Genomic DNA, 15,251 nt, shown 5'->3' with positions numbered 1-15,251 from the left:
TCGACGCCTCTGCCTTGTATAAATACCCAGCAACTCGCTGCAAAAATCAGCTCGAAAGATCAACACGCCCTAATTAAGTGAACATATCACTTATTTTATTTCAACTTGCTCTTCGCCCGCATCCGCGTTGGCGATTTCACCGATAACCCAAGCGTTTTCACCTTCAGCTTTCAGTAGTTCAACCGCCGCTTGCGCTTGCTCTTTAGGTAGAGCAACCACTAGGCCAACACCACAGTTGAAAGTGCGGTACATTTCAAATGTCTCCACGTTACCTTTCTCTTGTAGCCAGTTGAAGATCGCAGGCCATTGCCAACTGCTACCATCAATCACCGCTTTGGTGCCTTCAGGCAGTACGCGTGGGATATTTTCCCAGAAACCACCACCTGTGATGTGCGAGATAGCATGAATGTCATGCTCAGCAATCATTTTAAGTGCTGATTTTATGTAAATCTTAGTCGGTTCTAGTAGGTGCTCACCGATAGTGCGACCTTCTAGCTCTTCATTTTTATCGGCACCAGACACTTCCAGTACTTTACGAATTAGAGAATAACCGTTTGAGTGTGGACCACTTGAGCCAACTGCGATAAGTGCGTCGCCGGCAGCGATTTTTGTGCCGTCAATGATGTCAGCTTTTTCTACCACACCGACACAAAAACCAGCGACATCGTAGTCGTCGCCTTCGTACATACCTGGCATTTCAGCAGTTTCACCGCCGATGAGTGCACAGCCAGCTTGAACACAACCTTCTGCGATACCAGAAACAACGTCAGCTGCTGTATCAACATCTAGCTTACCTGTTGCGTAGTAATCTAGGAAGAATAACGGCTCACCACCTTGAACGATTAAATCGTTGACACACATTGCCACGAGGTCGATACCAATGGTGTCGTGCTTTTTCAGATCCAAAGCAAGGCGAAGTTTGGTACCCACGCCATCTGTGCCTGAAACCAGTACCGGCTCTTTGTATTTGGTTGGAAGTTCACATAGGGCACCAAAGCCACCAATACCACCCATAACTTCAGGGCGACGAGTGCGTTTAACAGCACCTTTAATACGGTCTACTAGTGCATTACCTGCATCGATATCAACACCAGCGTCTTTGTAGCTTAGAGAAGAAGTATTACCACTCACGGGATAGTCCTCGAACTTAAGTTGGATGTGAAAGCAGCGCTATTTTAACAGGGCTTGATTGCCAATAGCAAACGTTTGCGTGTTTTTTTTACCCGAATAAAGATTCTGAAATAATCAGAAAGCTCGTGTATAATCTACAGGTTTGTTTAAATATTTCTGGAGTTGGAAATGAAAGTTGTTGAAGTGAAACACCCGCTAGTAAAACATAAAATTGGCCTGATGCGTGAAGGTGAAATTAGCACTAAGCGTTTTCGTGAGCTAGCAACAGAAGTGGGTAGCCTTCTAACATACGAAGCGACATCAGACTTTGAAACTGAGCGTGTAGTGATTAACGGTTGGGATGGTCCGGTTGAAGTAGACCAAATTAAAGGCAAAAAAGTTACCGTAGTGCCAATCTTGCGTGCAGGTTTAGGTATGATGGATGGCGTTCTAGAGCACATCCCAAGTGCGCGTATTAGCGTTGTTGGTATCTACCGTGATGAAGAAACGCTTGAGCCAGTACCATACTTCAACAAGCTTGCATCGAACATCGATGAGCGTATTGCGCTTGTGGTCGACCCTATGCTAGCGACAGGTGGATCGATGATCGCAACTATCGACCTGATGAAAGAGAAGGGTTGTAAGCAATTTAAGATTCTTGTTTTGGTTGCAGCTCCTGAAGGTATCGCGGCGTTAGAAAAAGCGCATCCAGACGTTGAGCTATACACAGCCGCTATCGATGAGAAGCTAAACGACAAGGGCTACATTGTACCTGGTCTTGGCGATGCTGGTGATAAGATCTTCGGTACTAAGTAATTCGATTTTCAGTGTAAGTTAATCTAAGTGGTTATCTTAACCAGCTGAATTAAAATTAATAAAAAGGGAGAGCATTCGATGCTCTCCCCTTTTTTATCGTGTTAGATTGTGAAGGTTCGAATCTAGCGTTATCGATTCACTAATCTATTTGAGCTTTGTCTACCACAGTGTTGTCACCTAGATCTTCCGGAAGAAGTAGGTTAAGCAGAATAGCAACAATACCACATAAGCTTACGCCCTGTAGGTTAAAGTCTCCGATGCCAAATGCCATGCCACCAATACCAAATACTAGGGTAATGGCAACAATCACAAGGTTGCGTGATTTATGCAGGTCAACGTTGTTCTTAATCAGAGTGTTTAGGCCTACGGTAGCGATAGAGCCAAACAATAAAATCATGATGCCGCCCATCACGGGTACCGGGATCGTTTGTAGCAGTGCACCAAGCTTGCCGACCAGTGCAAGAACAATCGCGGTTACTGCCGCCCAAGTCATGATCACCGGGTTGAACGCTTTGGTCAGCATCACTGCGCCAGTCACTTCACTGTAGGTTGTGTTTGGTGGCGCGCCCAGCATAGAAGCGGCAATGGTTGCCACGCCATCACCCGCCATTGTGCGGTGTAAGCCGGGCTTCTTAAGGTAGTCTTTACCTGTCACGTTAGAGATCGCAAGCATATCGCCTACGTGCTCAACGGCAGGAGCAATGGCGACAAACACCATAAAGAAGATCGCGTTGATGTTGAATTCAGGTGCTGTGAAGTTAGGGATCGCTAACCAAGCAGCTTGAGTGACTGGGGTAAAATCCACTGCGCCGTAAACCAAGCTGGTCACGTATCCCGCGACAATACCGCCGAAGATAGGCAGCAACTTAAGGAAACCTTTTGAGAATACGCTAATGGAAATCGTCACCAATAGTGAAATAGAAGAAATCCATAGTGCTGCATCGGCATTCACAATCTGAATCGCGCCGTCGCCAGATTTGCCCAGCGCCATGTTGACAGCAGCAGGCGCTAGACCGAGACCGATAACCATGATCACAGGACCTACAACAACCGGTGGTAGCAGCTTATGGATAAAGCCGACGCCTCTTAGTTTGATAAGAGCGCCCAGCAATACATATACAACACCCGCAGCCATCAGACCACCCATGGTCGCTCCAACCCCCCATGTTTGAATGCCGTACATAATAGGGGCGATAAATGCAAAAGAAGATGCCAAGAAGATAGGCACAGAGCGGCGTGTAATCACTTGGAATAAAAGGGTACCGATACCCGCGCCAAATAGTGCTACGTTAGGGTCTAACCCTGTGAGTAGCGGCACTAATACAAGCGCACCAAAAGCTACAAACAGTATTTGTGCACCTTGCAAAGCATTTTTCATGTGAGGTCCTTAAAAGTGGTCGTTCTATTGAGGGTGAAAAACAAAATTCGCGGGATTCTATCACTTGGCAATCGGTTGCTAAACCCAATAGATCAAATTTCCCTATCTTAGTGGCGTTTTACATCCATCAAGTGCTCAAAATTCGCTGGATAGGTTAGCGCAGTATCATGGCTAGGTGATATTTTGTGGTTATTAAACCCCGTGGGGGCTAACGACCTTGCCCCTCCATCCATAGTTGCTTATCATCAAGAGATAAGCTTTGAATATTAGGATCAATATGCGCTATATAGCATTGTTGTTGATGGGACTATTAGCCTCTCCGAGTTATGCCTTAACTCAAGTGGATATCTTTAGCACTGAAGTTGCGATTAACGCTGAAGATAAACAGCCAGAACAAGTGGCAAGAAATACCGGTATGGAGCAGGTGTTGATACGTGCGACTGGTCAAACCGATGTTGCATCGAACGAGACCATTCAAAAGGCGATGCGAAAAAGTTCGCAGTATCTGTCTCAGATGAGTTTTGGTGAAAGCGATGAGCAGTCTACATTGCGTATGCGCTTTAATGCGGCTCAAATCCGCTCTTTATTAACCCAAGCACAGTTGCCGTATTGGCCTGATACTCGTTCAAACATCCTGGTTTGGCTGGTGGAAGAAGACAGCTACGACAAGAATATTGTGTGGGAGCATTCAGACTCACAACTGGCGACTGATATACAAGCGAACGCGAAAGATCGTGGCTTACCTTTGACCTTGCCTGTGGGTGACTTTGACGATATTACTGGTATTGCGACGTCCGATTTATGGGGCAGCTTTGTGACGCCAATCAGCCAAGCGAGCCAACGTTATCCCGTCGATGCGGTGTTGGTTGTGAAGGCGCAATCTTCAGGCTTACGCTGGACATTGTACGATCAAAAACCAAATCAGCTGACGAGTTCATCCAGGTCGCCGGTGACCGGTTCGGTATCGGGCGATAGCGCGACGGCCTCTGAGAAGCTGGTCGACCAAATCAGTAACTACTATGCGAGTAAAAGTGCCGTTACCGTAGCAAGTGAGTCATCAGAGTCGGTTTTAACGCAGTTTATTAGCCTCAATAATGCTCAAGATTTCTTCCAACTGGAGAATACACTGAAGCGCCTCAATTCGGTGGCAAGCCTAGATATTTTGAAAATTCGAAATAATGAAGTGACATTCAGAATCCACTTATTGTCGACCCAACAGGAGTTCGTGCAAGAAGTCGAAAGTATTCGCCAAGTCGCTAAGGTTGAAGAGTCTTACATTGAACCAGAAACAAGCCCTGAATTTGAAATGCAGGACAACACCATTTCGGTAGGGAGTGAGTCTACTGCTCCCGTTGACACTGATACTGACGTTCAAGTGATGAAAGCGAACGACTTATCCAATACTGACACAGTAACGGACTCCGATGTGACGATCGCCCCGTCAGCGACACAAGAGTTAAATACCCAAGACTTAGAAGTGGCGACCCCATTAGATGCGAGTCCAAGTTTAGTGTACGAATGGATTCGTTAGTGACTATCTTCTGATATTCCTGATTGAAATTAACGGATGAAAAAGCCCTGCCAGAGAAATCTCGCGGGGCTTTGTTTATTTAACTTTATGTTCGATAATGCGATTCAAACTTCAAACTTCAAACTTCAAACTTCAAACTTCTGAGCTAAAAAACGTTACTCGAACTTCGCTTTTTCTGTTCTTTCGACTTCGGAAAGGCGCTTAAGCTTGATACCTAACTCTTTGGCTCGAAAGCGGGCAAATAAAATATTACCTACGAAGCCTAGAGTCGTTAACAGCAGCTCGACCGCTGCTAGTAAGCGCTCACCACCATCTACATACAATAGAGTTAATGCATGAAGGAAGTAGAGCATTAATACAAAATTCGCCCATGCGTGCGTATAGGGTTTGCCCGCCAAGATCCCCGGTAGTGGCAGCAAAAGCGGCACAGCCCAGGCAAGCGCAAGTGTTACATTGCTTAGATGTGGGTGCGGTGAAAGCGTTATCTGCCAAGCAAGCACCCATCCTAAAAGCAATAGATTGCCGGCCAAAGCAAGGTAACGAGCCCTCCGAGTTTGGGTAGACATCGGTCTCTGTGACATATACATGATTAAGACATTCCTTGTTGATTCATCGCAATACGAGCCAAACGTTGCCCGAGGTGACGAGCGAGCTCAACCTCTTGTTTACTTAACGATACCGCTTCGCCAGTACTGCTTGCACCATAAGGCGTCCCGCCCGTTTGAGTAGTGTGCAGAGCGGGCTCTGAGTATGGTATACCTACAATCAGCATGCCATGATGGAGCAGCGGTAACATCATCGTCTGCTGAGTGGTTTCTTGACCGCCATGCAGTGATGATGAAGAGGTAAAGACACATGCGGGCTTGTCGATGAGATCGCCATTGATCCACAGTGATGTGGTGCTATCCCAAAAGTGCTTCATTGGCCCTGCCATATTACCAAACCAGACAGGGCTACCTAACGCCAAACCATCACAAGAACGGAGCTCATTTAATGTAGCAACAGGATCGACGGGTTGATAACGCGCATCAGGCTGCTCTTCTACTGTGTACACATCATTCACCGTTCTTAGCATAGCTTCACAGTTCGGGATGGATTCCACCCCTCGTGCAATCTGTCTTGCTAAAGCTTGTGTGTTGCCGTGACGGCTATAGTAAAGAACAAGAATGTTAATGCTCATATTCGATTACAGGATCTCTAGCACTTGTTCTGGTGGGCGACCAATCTTGGCTTTGTTGTTGGCAACCACTACTGGGCGTTCAAATAGCTTTGGATTTGACGCCATCGCTGAGAAAAGATCTTCGTCAGTCACCGAGCTATCACCAAGATTCGCTTGTTTATAATCGGCTTCTTTGGTGCGCATCATGTCACGCACGCTGTCCAAACCAAGTTGCGTAAAAAGCACTTTAAGCTGCTCAACTGTGAGTGGCGTGTCTAGATACTTGATGATTTCAGGCTGTACGCCGTTTTGTTCAAGCAGTTCGAGCGTTTGGCGGCTCTTTGAGCAGCGTGGGTTATGATAAATCACAACAGACATAGTTCTTCCTCATTATTATTTTTGATTTAATGGTTTAGTTGAAGCCTCTTATATCAATCACAGTAAGTAAGTGATCAGAAATAGCGTAGGAAAAAATCTTGAGAACAAAGCAGCATCTTTTGGTAAGTATTATTCTACAATCAAAAATTCTAACGAAGTTATCGAGGTTTTTAACAAGCTAGGGTGACCAGTTATTTACTACGATTGGTATACGTGGCTCCTTTTATCGGTAATGTTGAGCGTTTATTCTTAAATGAATAATGGCGAATTAGACCGGCTTATTGTAGCGACAAGAAGCGTTCTCGCTGAATCATTAGCTGATCAATGCGAGCGTCGTAGCGGGCTTGTTTCAGACTTCCGAGCTCGGCGATTTGGCTTGCTTGAGTGTAGTACTGAATGGCTTTGTTCCAGCCAGCTTGCAGTGCCAATATTTCTGCGCGAGCGGCAAGATCTTCATCGCTATTCCCAAGATCAATGTTGGCCTTTGACAGCAGATGCCAGCCATTGGTGTCGTCCGGATTATCGTGCGTATAACGCTGCAATACGCGCACGGCTTCTTGAAGTTCTTCTTTTTCAATCAGTGCATTAGCATAGTTAATGGTCAAGACTGAGTTGTTAGGCTGACGGATCAGTGCTGCCTTTATCTCTTTAATGGCTATTTCAGGCTTCTTTTGTGCAATGTGCAGATCGGAAATCGCATCAAGATAAAACAAGTTGGTTGGGTCACTGCTGATGAGTTTGCTCAAAATAGGTGCTGCTTTATCTAGTTTTTTGGCATCGAGGTAAACCAATGCTTGGCCATACTCTAATGATGGAACCAGTGCTTTAGGGGCCTTTTTCAGTTGGCGCGAAAACCAATTCAATGCGGCTTCGCCATCGATACCCGCATAGCGTGCGACAATACGCGCTCTTGCGAGATGGTAATCCAGTGACGGAGCCAGTTTGAGTGGCGGGTAACTGCGAGCACGAGCACGTGAATCGGTTATCCGATCTTCGGGTAATGGGTGAGTCAGCAGCATAGGAGGTGGTGTGCTGGCATAGCGGTATTCATCCGCTAAACGACCAAAGAAACGCGGCATTGCATCCACATCAAACCCGGCCTTTGCGAGCGTATTGATACCAAAGCGATCCGCTTCTTTTTCGTTGCTACGCGTGTAGTTGATTTGGCTCTGCATACTGCCGGCAGTCGTTGCTGTTAACGCCGCCGCTCCGGCTTCTGGAGCGGCAATGGCCAACAACACCGAGGCTGCAATTGCTGCTATGGTGGCTGGAGAGCGGCGAGCTTGATCTTCCATACTCCGCGCTAAGTGGCGTTGAGTGACGTGCGCGATTTCGTGCGCCAATACAGAAGCGAGTTCACTCTCAGATTGCGCGTGCAGGAACAGGCCAGAATGCAGCGCCACATGGCCACCAAAAAAAGCGAAGGCGTTGATATTGCGGTCGCGGATCATAAAGAATTGAAAAGGTGTCTTAACGTCATTCGCGTTTGCGACAAGGCGGTGGCCTAGCGTATCAATATATTGGTTGAGAACCGGGTCGTTGACGATAGGCTGGCTGCTTCTGATGATGCGCATATAGGCATCACCATAGATAAGCTCTTGATCTATAGTGAGTGTTCCGCCAGCAGCGGTGCCGATATCCGGTAGCTCCAAACTATTGGTATTCGCCAATATTGGGGGGCTTAATGTGGCTGCGATGCATAAGCAAGCAATTGAACGAGCGCGTTTAAACATATTAGTCAGTAATACTCCATTTCTTCTGACAGTAAGACAAGTGCAATGCAAATTGGTTCTTTATCGGTTTTAACCTTTACTAAGTGCGTACGCTATCATGAAGAAGAAGAATGAATGATGGCACGTTTTCAAAAACAGATTACAATACGCCTCTTATAATAAGCATCGAGCCTAAGAATGACACCTAATATTCTAGATTTACGCCAAGAGCGATGCCCTATGGCGTTATTATTAGCCAAGCGTCACAGTGTAAAGTTAGAAGTAGGACAATCATTGTCAATTTATGTCTCTGATAATAGCTCGATGAAAGATATCGTTACTTTTTTGTCTCAGCAAGCCTATGACATCATCACCGAGGTTTGCTCTAATTACCATCATCTCCTCGTTACTAAAAAGGAATTGCAGTCAGATGTTTGAAATGGTCAATCGTTGGTATAAGCGACGTTTTTCTGATCCCCATGCTGTCAGTTTGGTTGCTATCATTCTTTTCGGCTTTATCACTATTTACTTCTTTGGTCACCTGATTGCGCCGTTATTGGTTGCGATCGTATTGGCTTATTTATTGGAGTGGCCAGTTTCCCAGCTGCAAAGATTAGGTATTCCTAGAACCCTTTCGGTGATGCTGGTGATCATGATTTTCTTTAGCTTGGTGTTGCTTGCATTGTTTGGTTTAGTGCCAACCATTTGGCAGCAAGTGGGCAATCTCATCAACGATATACCAAGCATGTATGGTGGCTTACAGAAGTTCATCGCGACCATTCCTGAGCGCTATCCTGAACTCGCAAATTTGCAGATCGTTGAATCTATCGTCTCTAACGCAAAAAACAAAGCACTCGGCTTTGGTGAAAGCGTTGTAAAGGGCTCTTTAGCTTCTCTGGTTAGCCTGGCAACACTGGCGGTTTACTTGATTTTAGTACCGCTGCTTATCTTCTTCTTGCTTAAAGACAAAGAAGAGATGATCAGCATGGCGAGCGGTGTACTACCAAAAAACCGCCGTTTAGCGGCTAAGGTTTGGGTAGAGATGAATCAGCAAATCTCTAACTACATTCGCGGAAAGGTGCTAGAGATCTTGATTGTTGGTGGCGTCAGCTACGTGACCTTCGCAATTCTGGATCTGCGTTATTCAGTACTGCTGGCCGTGGCCGTGGGCTTCTCGGTATTGATTCCCTATATCGGTGCAGCGGCAGTGACGATACCTGTCGCGATCGTTGGCTTGTTCCAGTGGGGGCTAGAGCCTCAGTTTTATTGGTTACTTTTTGCCTACGGTATCATCCAAACGCTCGATGGTAATGTGCTCGTCCCGGTTCTCTTCTCTGAAGCGGTGAACTTACATCCAGTAGCGATTATTGTTGCAGTGCTGGTGTTTGGTGGTCTTTGGGGTTTCTGGGGGGTGTTCTTTGCTATCCCATTAGCGACCTTAGTCAAGGCGGTGTGGAATGCATTACCAAGCCATGCCCTAGAGGATGACCTCGAGCATCAACCCTAGCTAAGAGTGGTTGTAAATTAATGTGATGATGAAAGGTCGAATATCAATGATATTCGGCCTTTTTGCATTGGGCTTGGTCATAATCGTCGCCAAGAAGGATTCATACGAGCTTGTTAAAAAATGTATGCGCTCGAGTAGTAGAGCCACATATAACACTGTTTATCTTCCTTGAGGACATTGAGCGGCGTTTCATCTGCCTGAACCACCACTTGTGAAGTAAGTGTTCTTTTAAAGTTGCGTAGAGTGGTGCGGACTTCTCACTGACTTGAATAACCCACCTAGCCATGGTGGTACGCGATAGTTCGATACCCGACTGAGTAAATAAGGACTCTGGCCGATATAGTGGCATTGCGTATTGGTACTTTCCAAGGGGGATATTGGCAAGCAAGCTTTCTGTGGCGAAGCTTTTAGGGATGACGTCTAATATACAGCACAGGCCATGCGTATACTGATGATCTTTGATGGGGTATGGCGCTTTCCTTGTATTGTATCGTTTATTGACCAGGGCAATGAGCACGCGGCTCTGCGTTCGACGGTATTTAATTATTCAATAGGAAACCCTTATGAAAAGCCCTACTGCGACACCCATGACAACGGCTCTATCTGAAGGTTCAGCGGTGACGGATGAGAGCATGAATCCATCACCCAGAAACGTTGATGTTTACAATGCGCATGACTTTTTTTTGCAAAAAGACAATCGCGTTAAAATTCAGTTTCCTAATAAAGAGTCTAAATTTGCTTGGCAGAACCTCAGTCGTTTTTACCCAACGGCGCAAATTGAGCGTGATGGGCCGGTTTACCCTCTTCCGCATCGCCTTGATCCCAATATTGGATCACTTTCTGCCACGGTTCACGGTGAGCACAAGACACTCAATGAGCACCTAGACTCTTATCCTGTGGATGCTTTTTTGGTGGTAAAAAGCGGCAACATTGTGTTTGAACGTTACAATACGATGCGAAAAACCGACAAACATAACTGGTTTTCAAACTCGAAAATTACCGTTGGTATTGAGTTGGCTAAGTTGGTTCACGAGGGCAAAGTGAATCCGAACGCTCCGGTATCAACATACATTCCTGAGCTCAAGGGATCTGATTGGGATACGGTGTCGGTGTTAGATACAGCGAACATGGCGACGGGGTTGAATGCGACTGAACATGATGAGCCAGAAGACGATTCTCGCATCAATCCAGATCAACCTTGGTTTAAATGGGCGGTGGCGATTGGTTTATTTGAAGGTGAAGGTAAGCAAACCCCACTAGAAGTACTTGCTGAAATGAAGCGAAGAGCACCAGGCGGAAAAACGTTCGAATACAATTCGATTAATACCTTCGTTCTTTCTCGAATTATTGAGAATGTGCGTGGCTTGCCAATGAATGAAATTGTCAGCCGTGATATGTGGCAGAAGATGGGAGCCAATAACGATGCTTACACGGTCGTTTCTCCAAAAGGAGGCTACCCTTTGATGTTCTTCTCTATGAACACCACCATTGAAGATATGGTTAAGTTCGGTATGTTGCTTACCCCGTCAGCTACCAAGCTTGGCGACGGTGCGGTGAGCCAAGAGGTGATCAAGTTGATTCAAGATTCAGGTCGCCCCGAAGCGTATGCGGGTGGTTATGTCGGTAAGTCGATGATCAACACGTTCTACCATGACAGCCACATTAAAAATGGTTATCAGTTTGATGCCATCTTTGAGGATGGGGACTTATTTAAAGGCGGTGTCGGTGGTCAAGGTGTGTATATTTCGCCAGATAAAGATTTGGTGATTGCCTTCTTCTCAACCAGTGATGGCAAAAACCAAGAAGAAACCTATGCCCGTGAGATCGCGAGATACTTTGCTCATTAATTTTACGGACTCATGATGTGAGTACTCACATACCGCAGTGATGATGCGATCGAATGTCATCTCTTTATGAATAACGCCAGTCATCCGACTGGCGTTTTTTTATGCGCCTTATGTTGAGCGCTAATACTGCATATTTTAATGACCAATATACGCAGATTATCGACTAGTGATCTGCTCCAGTCTGACTGGAGCAGATCAGCTTTTTTCGCGGCAAGGACAGTAGGTGCGCATGCATCAAAGGTTAGAAGGTAGCTCCTTCAATGAGAAACCGAATATACGACCGCATCTTATCCATTGCACATTCTTATCTTGTAAAACCCGTGGATTCCATATACGAAGTAGGTGGCGGCCTTTTTTACGATATCTAGCTCTTCAGCTTGCTCTGCCAATAATCGTTTGAGCTTGGCATTTTCAGTGGCGAGTTCTCTTTCTCTATCGCTGATTTTCGCGTCTTTTTTGACGGCTTTACGCCATTCATAGATCTGAGATTCATATAACGATAGCTGTCATGCAGCAGCAGCGACACCGACTTTCTCTGCTAGCTTAAGTGCTTCGGCTTTAAATTCAGGAGCATGTTTGATTCGTGTTTTCTTAGTTGTCATTGTTCACCTCGTTAGTGATTGTACTCACTTAACTCAGTGTCCAAAACTTCTGGTGCAGAGCAGTGCTGGGTTCGCGAGTTTCGTCGACATCGAAATTACCTAAATTCAAAAATAGTGATAAAAATTATAAACGGAGTTAATGAAGAGCAGGAAAAAAGGAAAAGCACGATATAGAAAAATAAGATTGCGGATAATGAAAAAGGCTCTGCATTTGCAGAGCCTAGCGCTATAGGTATATTTTAAGCGTTTGCCTGTATTTGTCTGTTATAGCTTATCCCAAGCATCTGCCCAGTATAAGCTGTTGCCAGGTGCGTAAGCGGCACTACTACACCAACCTGTTGCAGGCCATGGCTTACATTGATAGGCATCGCCGTCTGCACCAGTGACAATATCACCTGCATTGTAGTTTTTACCTGGCTCAAAGGCTGGGTGCTCACCTGGAGGGGTTTCGCCCGGTGGTGGTGCAATTGAACCATCAGCAAGTGTCCAAGTTGACTCCCACCAGTGCTCAAGACCACTTACACCTGGTTTGTTGTGAGATTGACCGCACCATTGGCCATTACCCGTACATTCGTACAGTTTACCGTCGGCACCGATCACAACATCGCCAAGCTGGTAGTTTCCGCCTTCAATCCACTCTGGGTACTCACCTGGTGGTGGTGGCGGCGTATCTTCATAAACACGAACGGTACGTTTTTCTTCACTAGATTGGTTATGTTGATCGGTTACTGAGTAGGTTAACTCGTAGTCACCCACCACAGAGGTATCAACTTCACCCGTAACTTGGATGCTTTGAGTCAGATCGTTTCCATCTGCATCAGTTGCAGTCACGCCAGCCATTGGATTGAAATCATCAAACTGCTTAACGCTGATATTATCGACACCACTCAATGTTGGTAGTACCGCATAGACTTCGACACTTCGAGGCTTAACCGCCTCATTACCTTCAGAGTCTTGAACGGTGTAGGTGATAATATAAGTGCCAGTACGGGCAGTATCAACGTAACCGTCATAGGTAATTGAACTGGTAATATCATTACCTTCTGAATCTTTTGCGGTAATACCCGCTAGGTAATCAAATGATTGACCGATACGAACGCGAGTATCATTGATGCCATTAAACACAGGTACTGGGCTTGGTTCAGGGTTTTCGCCACCATGAATGAAATCACCGTAATCCTTGATAAACTCGCTGTTGTATGAATTGCCCGCTGAGTCGGTACCCATATCCCAGTTTACCGACCATGTCATCAAACCACGCAGAGGCTGACCTGCATCTTCTAAGCGCTCAAAGGCATTGTAGAGTGCTTGGGGATCGATAACGTAACCTGTCGCCGCAGCATCAATGTTAGTTGGCAAACCAAAGACTAATTTATCATGTGGAATTTTACCAAAACCACGAGTACCGTTCGCAAGTGAGTCAGAGATATAGTAGATGAAATCCTCTTTATCTTCGTCACTGCTTTGCGAAAGCCATTTTGAAAGTTCATCGACCCATAAGCCGTCACCACCTTGGTTATAAAATTGTGGGTTGATCCAATCGTAATAACCTTCAAGTCCTTCAATGTAAGGACGGTAGTGGCCACCTTGAGTCAAATATGGGAACTCTGGAGCCATGGTGATCAGGAAGTTTTTACCTTGTTCGCGGTAGTGATCCTTAACGATACGTAATGCTGCTGGAATAACGGTTTGGTTATCTGCAGCGGTAATCGCGGCTTGCTCTAGGTCGATATCAAGACCGTCAAAACCGTACTCATCGGTTAGGCGAATGATTTCATTAGCAAAATCTTGCTCTTGGCCTGTTTTCATCTCTACATGAGCATCGGCACCCCCAAGGGCCAAGATCACAGAGCGGCCTTGGCTGTTCAGTAGCTCAATTTGCGCCTTAAAGTCATCCTCAGAAATAATGCTGGTATCAAGCTGGAAGGTGGGAACAGCATTAGGGTTGGTGTAGTCGTAAACCTTCATGAAAGAGACGGCAACCACGTTGTAACGCGTATCAATCGTGGTTAGGTCAAAACAAGGAGCATTACCACCTTGATAGCCCGCACCATCACACCAGTTATGCCAATAACCCATGACAATATTGCCATCTTGATCAACCATTTCGTTGGCCTGCGCACCAAAGGCACACATCAAACCAATGGCGGTAGAGATTAATGTTTTTTTCATTGTTATTCCTTTTTATGTTGTTCTGTGAAGCGGTGGTGACTATAAGGAGTTGAGATTTTGAAAACGAATGAATAAAAACAAGCAAGGAACGCAGATCACAAAAATGGTTTATAATCATCGAATTGTGTAATTTGTATAACAATCAATGAGATGAAAGATGAAAGATGAAAGATGAAAGATGAAAGATGAAAGATGTGAGAAAAAGAAAAAGGAGCACGATGGCTAATGCCAGTCAGTTAAGCTGACTGGCATTTTTTGTCTTTTAAATACTATTTGTTGTTGAGATAATCTAGAACAACTTCATGATGGTCTTTGGTTTTGAACTTATTAAATACATGCTCAAGATTCCCAGATTCATCGATAAGGAAGCTTGTACGAACCACGCCCATATTCTCACGGCCCATGAACTTCTTAAGTTGCCAAACACCGTACTTCTCACAAACTTCGTGCTCTTCATCGGCTAGTAGAGTGAAGTTCAGATCTTGCTTGTTGATAAAGTTGGTCAGCTTTTTCGGGGTGTCTGGGCTTAAACCAAGTACAACAACGTTGTGGGTATCTAGTTCAGCTTTAGTGTCTCGAAGTCCTTGAGCTTGAACCGTACAGCCAGGTGTTGAAGCGCGTGGGTAGAAATAGAGTAGTACTTTTTTTCCTTTCAGCTCAGAGAGGGTTACTGGGTTGCTGTCTTGGTCGTTTAATGTGAAATCTGGAGCGATTTGTCCTGCTTCGATAGCCATGGGTTATCCTTACTTTCTTTAATTTACTCTAAATCGAGCTTTCTCTTTATTTTAACGTCTAGTTTTATCTATGCTTGGTGGTGTTGTCTAGTGGCAATGTAAGCCAGTAAAAAACTATCACACTATAGTCTTCCCGAGTTATGCTTAATAAGTGAGCATAACTCGGATACTATAAAATGAAACAAAACTCTGCGTTTCTGACCCCTCATCCTCGGGAAATCACCAATCTACTAGGGCGTGTTGATCTTTGCTGTACATTCCGTGTTCAACAATACATCGGTAGCCACATCAACATGAATGCCAGC

The 15,251-nt window shown here is 45.4% G+C and carries 13 protein-coding genes and 2 pseudogenes; 5 read left to right on the top strand and 10 right to left on the bottom strand.

What is annotated here, in order from left to right:
* Positions 1-90: 90 nt before the first annotated feature.
* Positions 91-1,131: a phosphoribosylformylglycinamidine cyclo-ligase gene (gene purM / locus Q1A70_RS16530; protein WP_299694029.1), complete on the bottom strand. Its 1,041-nt coding sequence runs from the start codon at positions 1,129-1,131 to the stop codon at positions 91-93.
* A gap of 168 nt (positions 1,132-1,299) precedes the next feature.
* Between purM and upp the strand changes: the two genes are divergently transcribed.
* A complete protein-coding gene (upp, locus tag Q1A70_RS16525) occupies positions 1,300-1,926 on the top strand; it encodes a uracil phosphoribosyltransferase (RefSeq protein WP_299694026.1) in 627 nt (208 codons plus the stop codon).
* Positions 1,927-2,065: 139 nt separating this feature from the next.
* Here upp and Q1A70_RS16520 read toward each other — a convergent pair whose 3' ends face one another.
* Positions 2,066-3,304 (bottom strand): uracil-xanthine permease family protein, encoded by a 1,239-nt coding sequence (locus Q1A70_RS16520; protein WP_299694023.1) that lies wholly within the window; start codon positions 3,302-3,304, stop codon positions 2,066-2,068.
* A gap of 277 nt (positions 3,305-3,581) precedes the next feature.
* Here Q1A70_RS16520 and Q1A70_RS16515 point away from each other — a divergent pair, with 277 nt between their 5' ends.
* On the top strand, positions 3,582-4,835 hold the full coding sequence (locus Q1A70_RS16515) for a DUF2066 domain-containing protein (protein WP_299694020.1): 1,254 nt from the start codon (positions 3,582-3,584) through the stop codon (positions 4,833-4,835).
* Between the two features lie 155 nt (positions 4,836-4,990).
* Here Q1A70_RS16515 and Q1A70_RS16510 read toward each other — a convergent pair whose 3' ends face one another.
* The 4 genes from Q1A70_RS16510 to Q1A70_RS16495 form a co-directional block, all read right to left on the bottom strand.
* Positions 4,991-5,425 (bottom strand): DUF2069 domain-containing protein, encoded by a 435-nt coding sequence (locus tag Q1A70_RS16510; RefSeq protein WP_299694032.1) that lies wholly within the window; start codon positions 5,423-5,425, stop codon positions 4,991-4,993.
* On the bottom strand, positions 5,425-6,015 hold the full coding sequence (gene wrbA / locus Q1A70_RS16505; RefSeq protein WP_299694017.1) for an NAD(P)H:quinone oxidoreductase: 591 nt from the start codon (positions 6,013-6,015) through the stop codon (positions 5,425-5,427). Before wrbA ends, Q1A70_RS16510 begins: the two co-directional genes overlap by 1 nt.
* Positions 6,016-6,021: 6 nt before the next feature.
* Positions 6,022-6,372: an arsenate reductase (glutaredoxin) gene (arsC, locus tag Q1A70_RS16500; RefSeq protein ID WP_299694013.1), complete on the bottom strand. Its 351-nt coding sequence runs from the start codon at positions 6,370-6,372 to the stop codon at positions 6,022-6,024.
* A 278-nt stretch (positions 6,373-6,650) separates the two neighbouring features.
* The gene (locus Q1A70_RS16495; RefSeq protein WP_299694010.1) at positions 6,651-8,105 is read right to left on the bottom strand and encodes a M48 family metallopeptidase; all 1,455 of its coding nucleotides are present in this window, start codon (positions 8,103-8,105) and stop codon (positions 6,651-6,653) included.
* Between the two features lie 177 nt (positions 8,106-8,282).
* Here Q1A70_RS16495 and Q1A70_RS16490 point away from each other — a divergent pair, with 177 nt between their 5' ends.
* Together Q1A70_RS16490 and Q1A70_RS16485 are read left to right on the top strand one after the other, a co-directional pair.
* Complete coding sequence (locus Q1A70_RS16490; RefSeq protein WP_299694007.1) at positions 8,283-8,522, top strand: sulfurtransferase TusA family protein; 240 nt, start codon at positions 8,283-8,285, stop codon at positions 8,520-8,522.
* Complete coding sequence (locus Q1A70_RS16485; RefSeq protein ID WP_299694004.1) at positions 8,515-9,591, top strand: AI-2E family transporter; 1,077 nt, start codon at positions 8,515-8,517, stop codon at positions 9,589-9,591. The genes Q1A70_RS16490 and Q1A70_RS16485 overlap by 8 nt, the downstream gene beginning before the upstream one ends.
* Before the next feature lie 113 nt (positions 9,592-9,704).
* On the opposite strand, the pseudogene Q1A70_RS16480 reads toward Q1A70_RS16485, so the two are convergent.
* Positions 9,705-10,108: pseudogene (locus tag Q1A70_RS16480) on the bottom strand (transposase).
* Positions 10,109-10,154: 46 nt separating this feature from the next.
* Here Q1A70_RS16480 and Q1A70_RS16475 point away from each other — a divergent pair.
* Complete coding sequence (locus Q1A70_RS16475) at positions 10,155-11,438, top strand: serine hydrolase (protein ID WP_299694001.1); 1,284 nt, start codon at positions 10,155-10,157, stop codon at positions 11,436-11,438.
* Between the two features lie 333 nt (positions 11,439-11,771).
* Here the strand turns inward: Q1A70_RS16475 and Q1A70_RS16470 are convergent.
* The 3 genes and pseudogenes from Q1A70_RS16470 to bcp all read right to left on the bottom strand — a co-directional run.
* A pseudogene (locus Q1A70_RS16470) lies at positions 11,772-12,040 on the bottom strand (transposase); the annotation flags it as partial.
* A 264-nt stretch (positions 12,041-12,304) separates the two neighbouring features.
* Positions 12,305-14,212, bottom strand: coding sequence for an immunoglobulin-like domain-containing protein (locus Q1A70_RS16465; protein WP_299693998.1), 1,908 nt, complete (start codon positions 14,210-14,212; stop codon positions 12,305-12,307).
* Between the two features lie 269 nt (positions 14,213-14,481).
* A complete protein-coding gene (gene bcp, locus Q1A70_RS16460) occupies positions 14,482-14,946 on the bottom strand; it encodes a thioredoxin-dependent thiol peroxidase (RefSeq protein WP_299693995.1) in 465 nt (154 codons plus the stop codon).
* Between the last annotated feature and the right edge of the window lie 305 nt (positions 14,947-15,251).

This window comes from uncultured Vibrio sp., assembly GCF_947488985.1.
GTDB lineage: Bacteria > Pseudomonadota > Gammaproteobacteria > Enterobacterales > Vibrionaceae > Vibrio.
Note: the sequence above shows the minus strand (reverse complement) of the source record. Positions and strands in the feature narration are given on the sequence as shown.

Bases quoted from the DNA above. Each gene is read 5' to 3' on its own strand.
- upp (WP_299694026.1), top strand. From the start codon at position 1,300: ATGAAAGTTGTTGAAGTGAAACACCCGCTAGTAAAACATAAAATTGGC.
- Q1A70_RS16520 (WP_299694023.1), bottom strand. From the start codon at position 3,304: ATGAAAAATGCTTTGCAAGGTGCACAAATACTGTTTGTAGCTTTTGGT.
- Q1A70_RS16515 (WP_299694020.1), top strand. From the start codon at position 3,582: ATGCGCTATATAGCATTGTTGTTGATGGGACTATTAGCCTCTCCGAGT.
- wrbA (WP_299694017.1), bottom strand. From the start codon at position 6,015: ATGAGCATTAACATTCTTGTTCTTTACTATAGCCGTCACGGCAACACA.
- arsC (WP_299694013.1), bottom strand. From the start codon at position 6,372: ATGTCTGTTGTGATTTATCATAACCCACGCTGCTCAAAGAGCCGCCAA.
- Q1A70_RS16495 (WP_299694010.1), bottom strand. From the start codon at position 8,105: ATGTTTAAACGCGCTCGTTCAATTGCTTGCTTATGCATCGCAGCCACA.
- Q1A70_RS16490 (WP_299694007.1), top strand. From the start codon at position 8,283: ATGACACCTAATATTCTAGATTTACGCCAAGAGCGATGCCCTATGGCG.
- Q1A70_RS16485 (WP_299694004.1), top strand. From the start codon at position 8,515: ATGTTTGAAATGGTCAATCGTTGGTATAAGCGACGTTTTTCTGATCCC.
- Q1A70_RS16475 (WP_299694001.1), top strand. From the start codon at position 10,155: ATGAAAAGCCCTACTGCGACACCCATGACAACGGCTCTATCTGAAGGT.
- Q1A70_RS16465 (WP_299693998.1), bottom strand. From the start codon at position 14,212: ATGAAAAAAACATTAATCTCTACCGCCATTGGTTTGATGTGTGCCTTT.
- bcp (WP_299693995.1), bottom strand. From the start codon at position 14,946: ATGGCTATCGAAGCAGGACAAATCGCTCCAGATTTCACATTAAACGAC.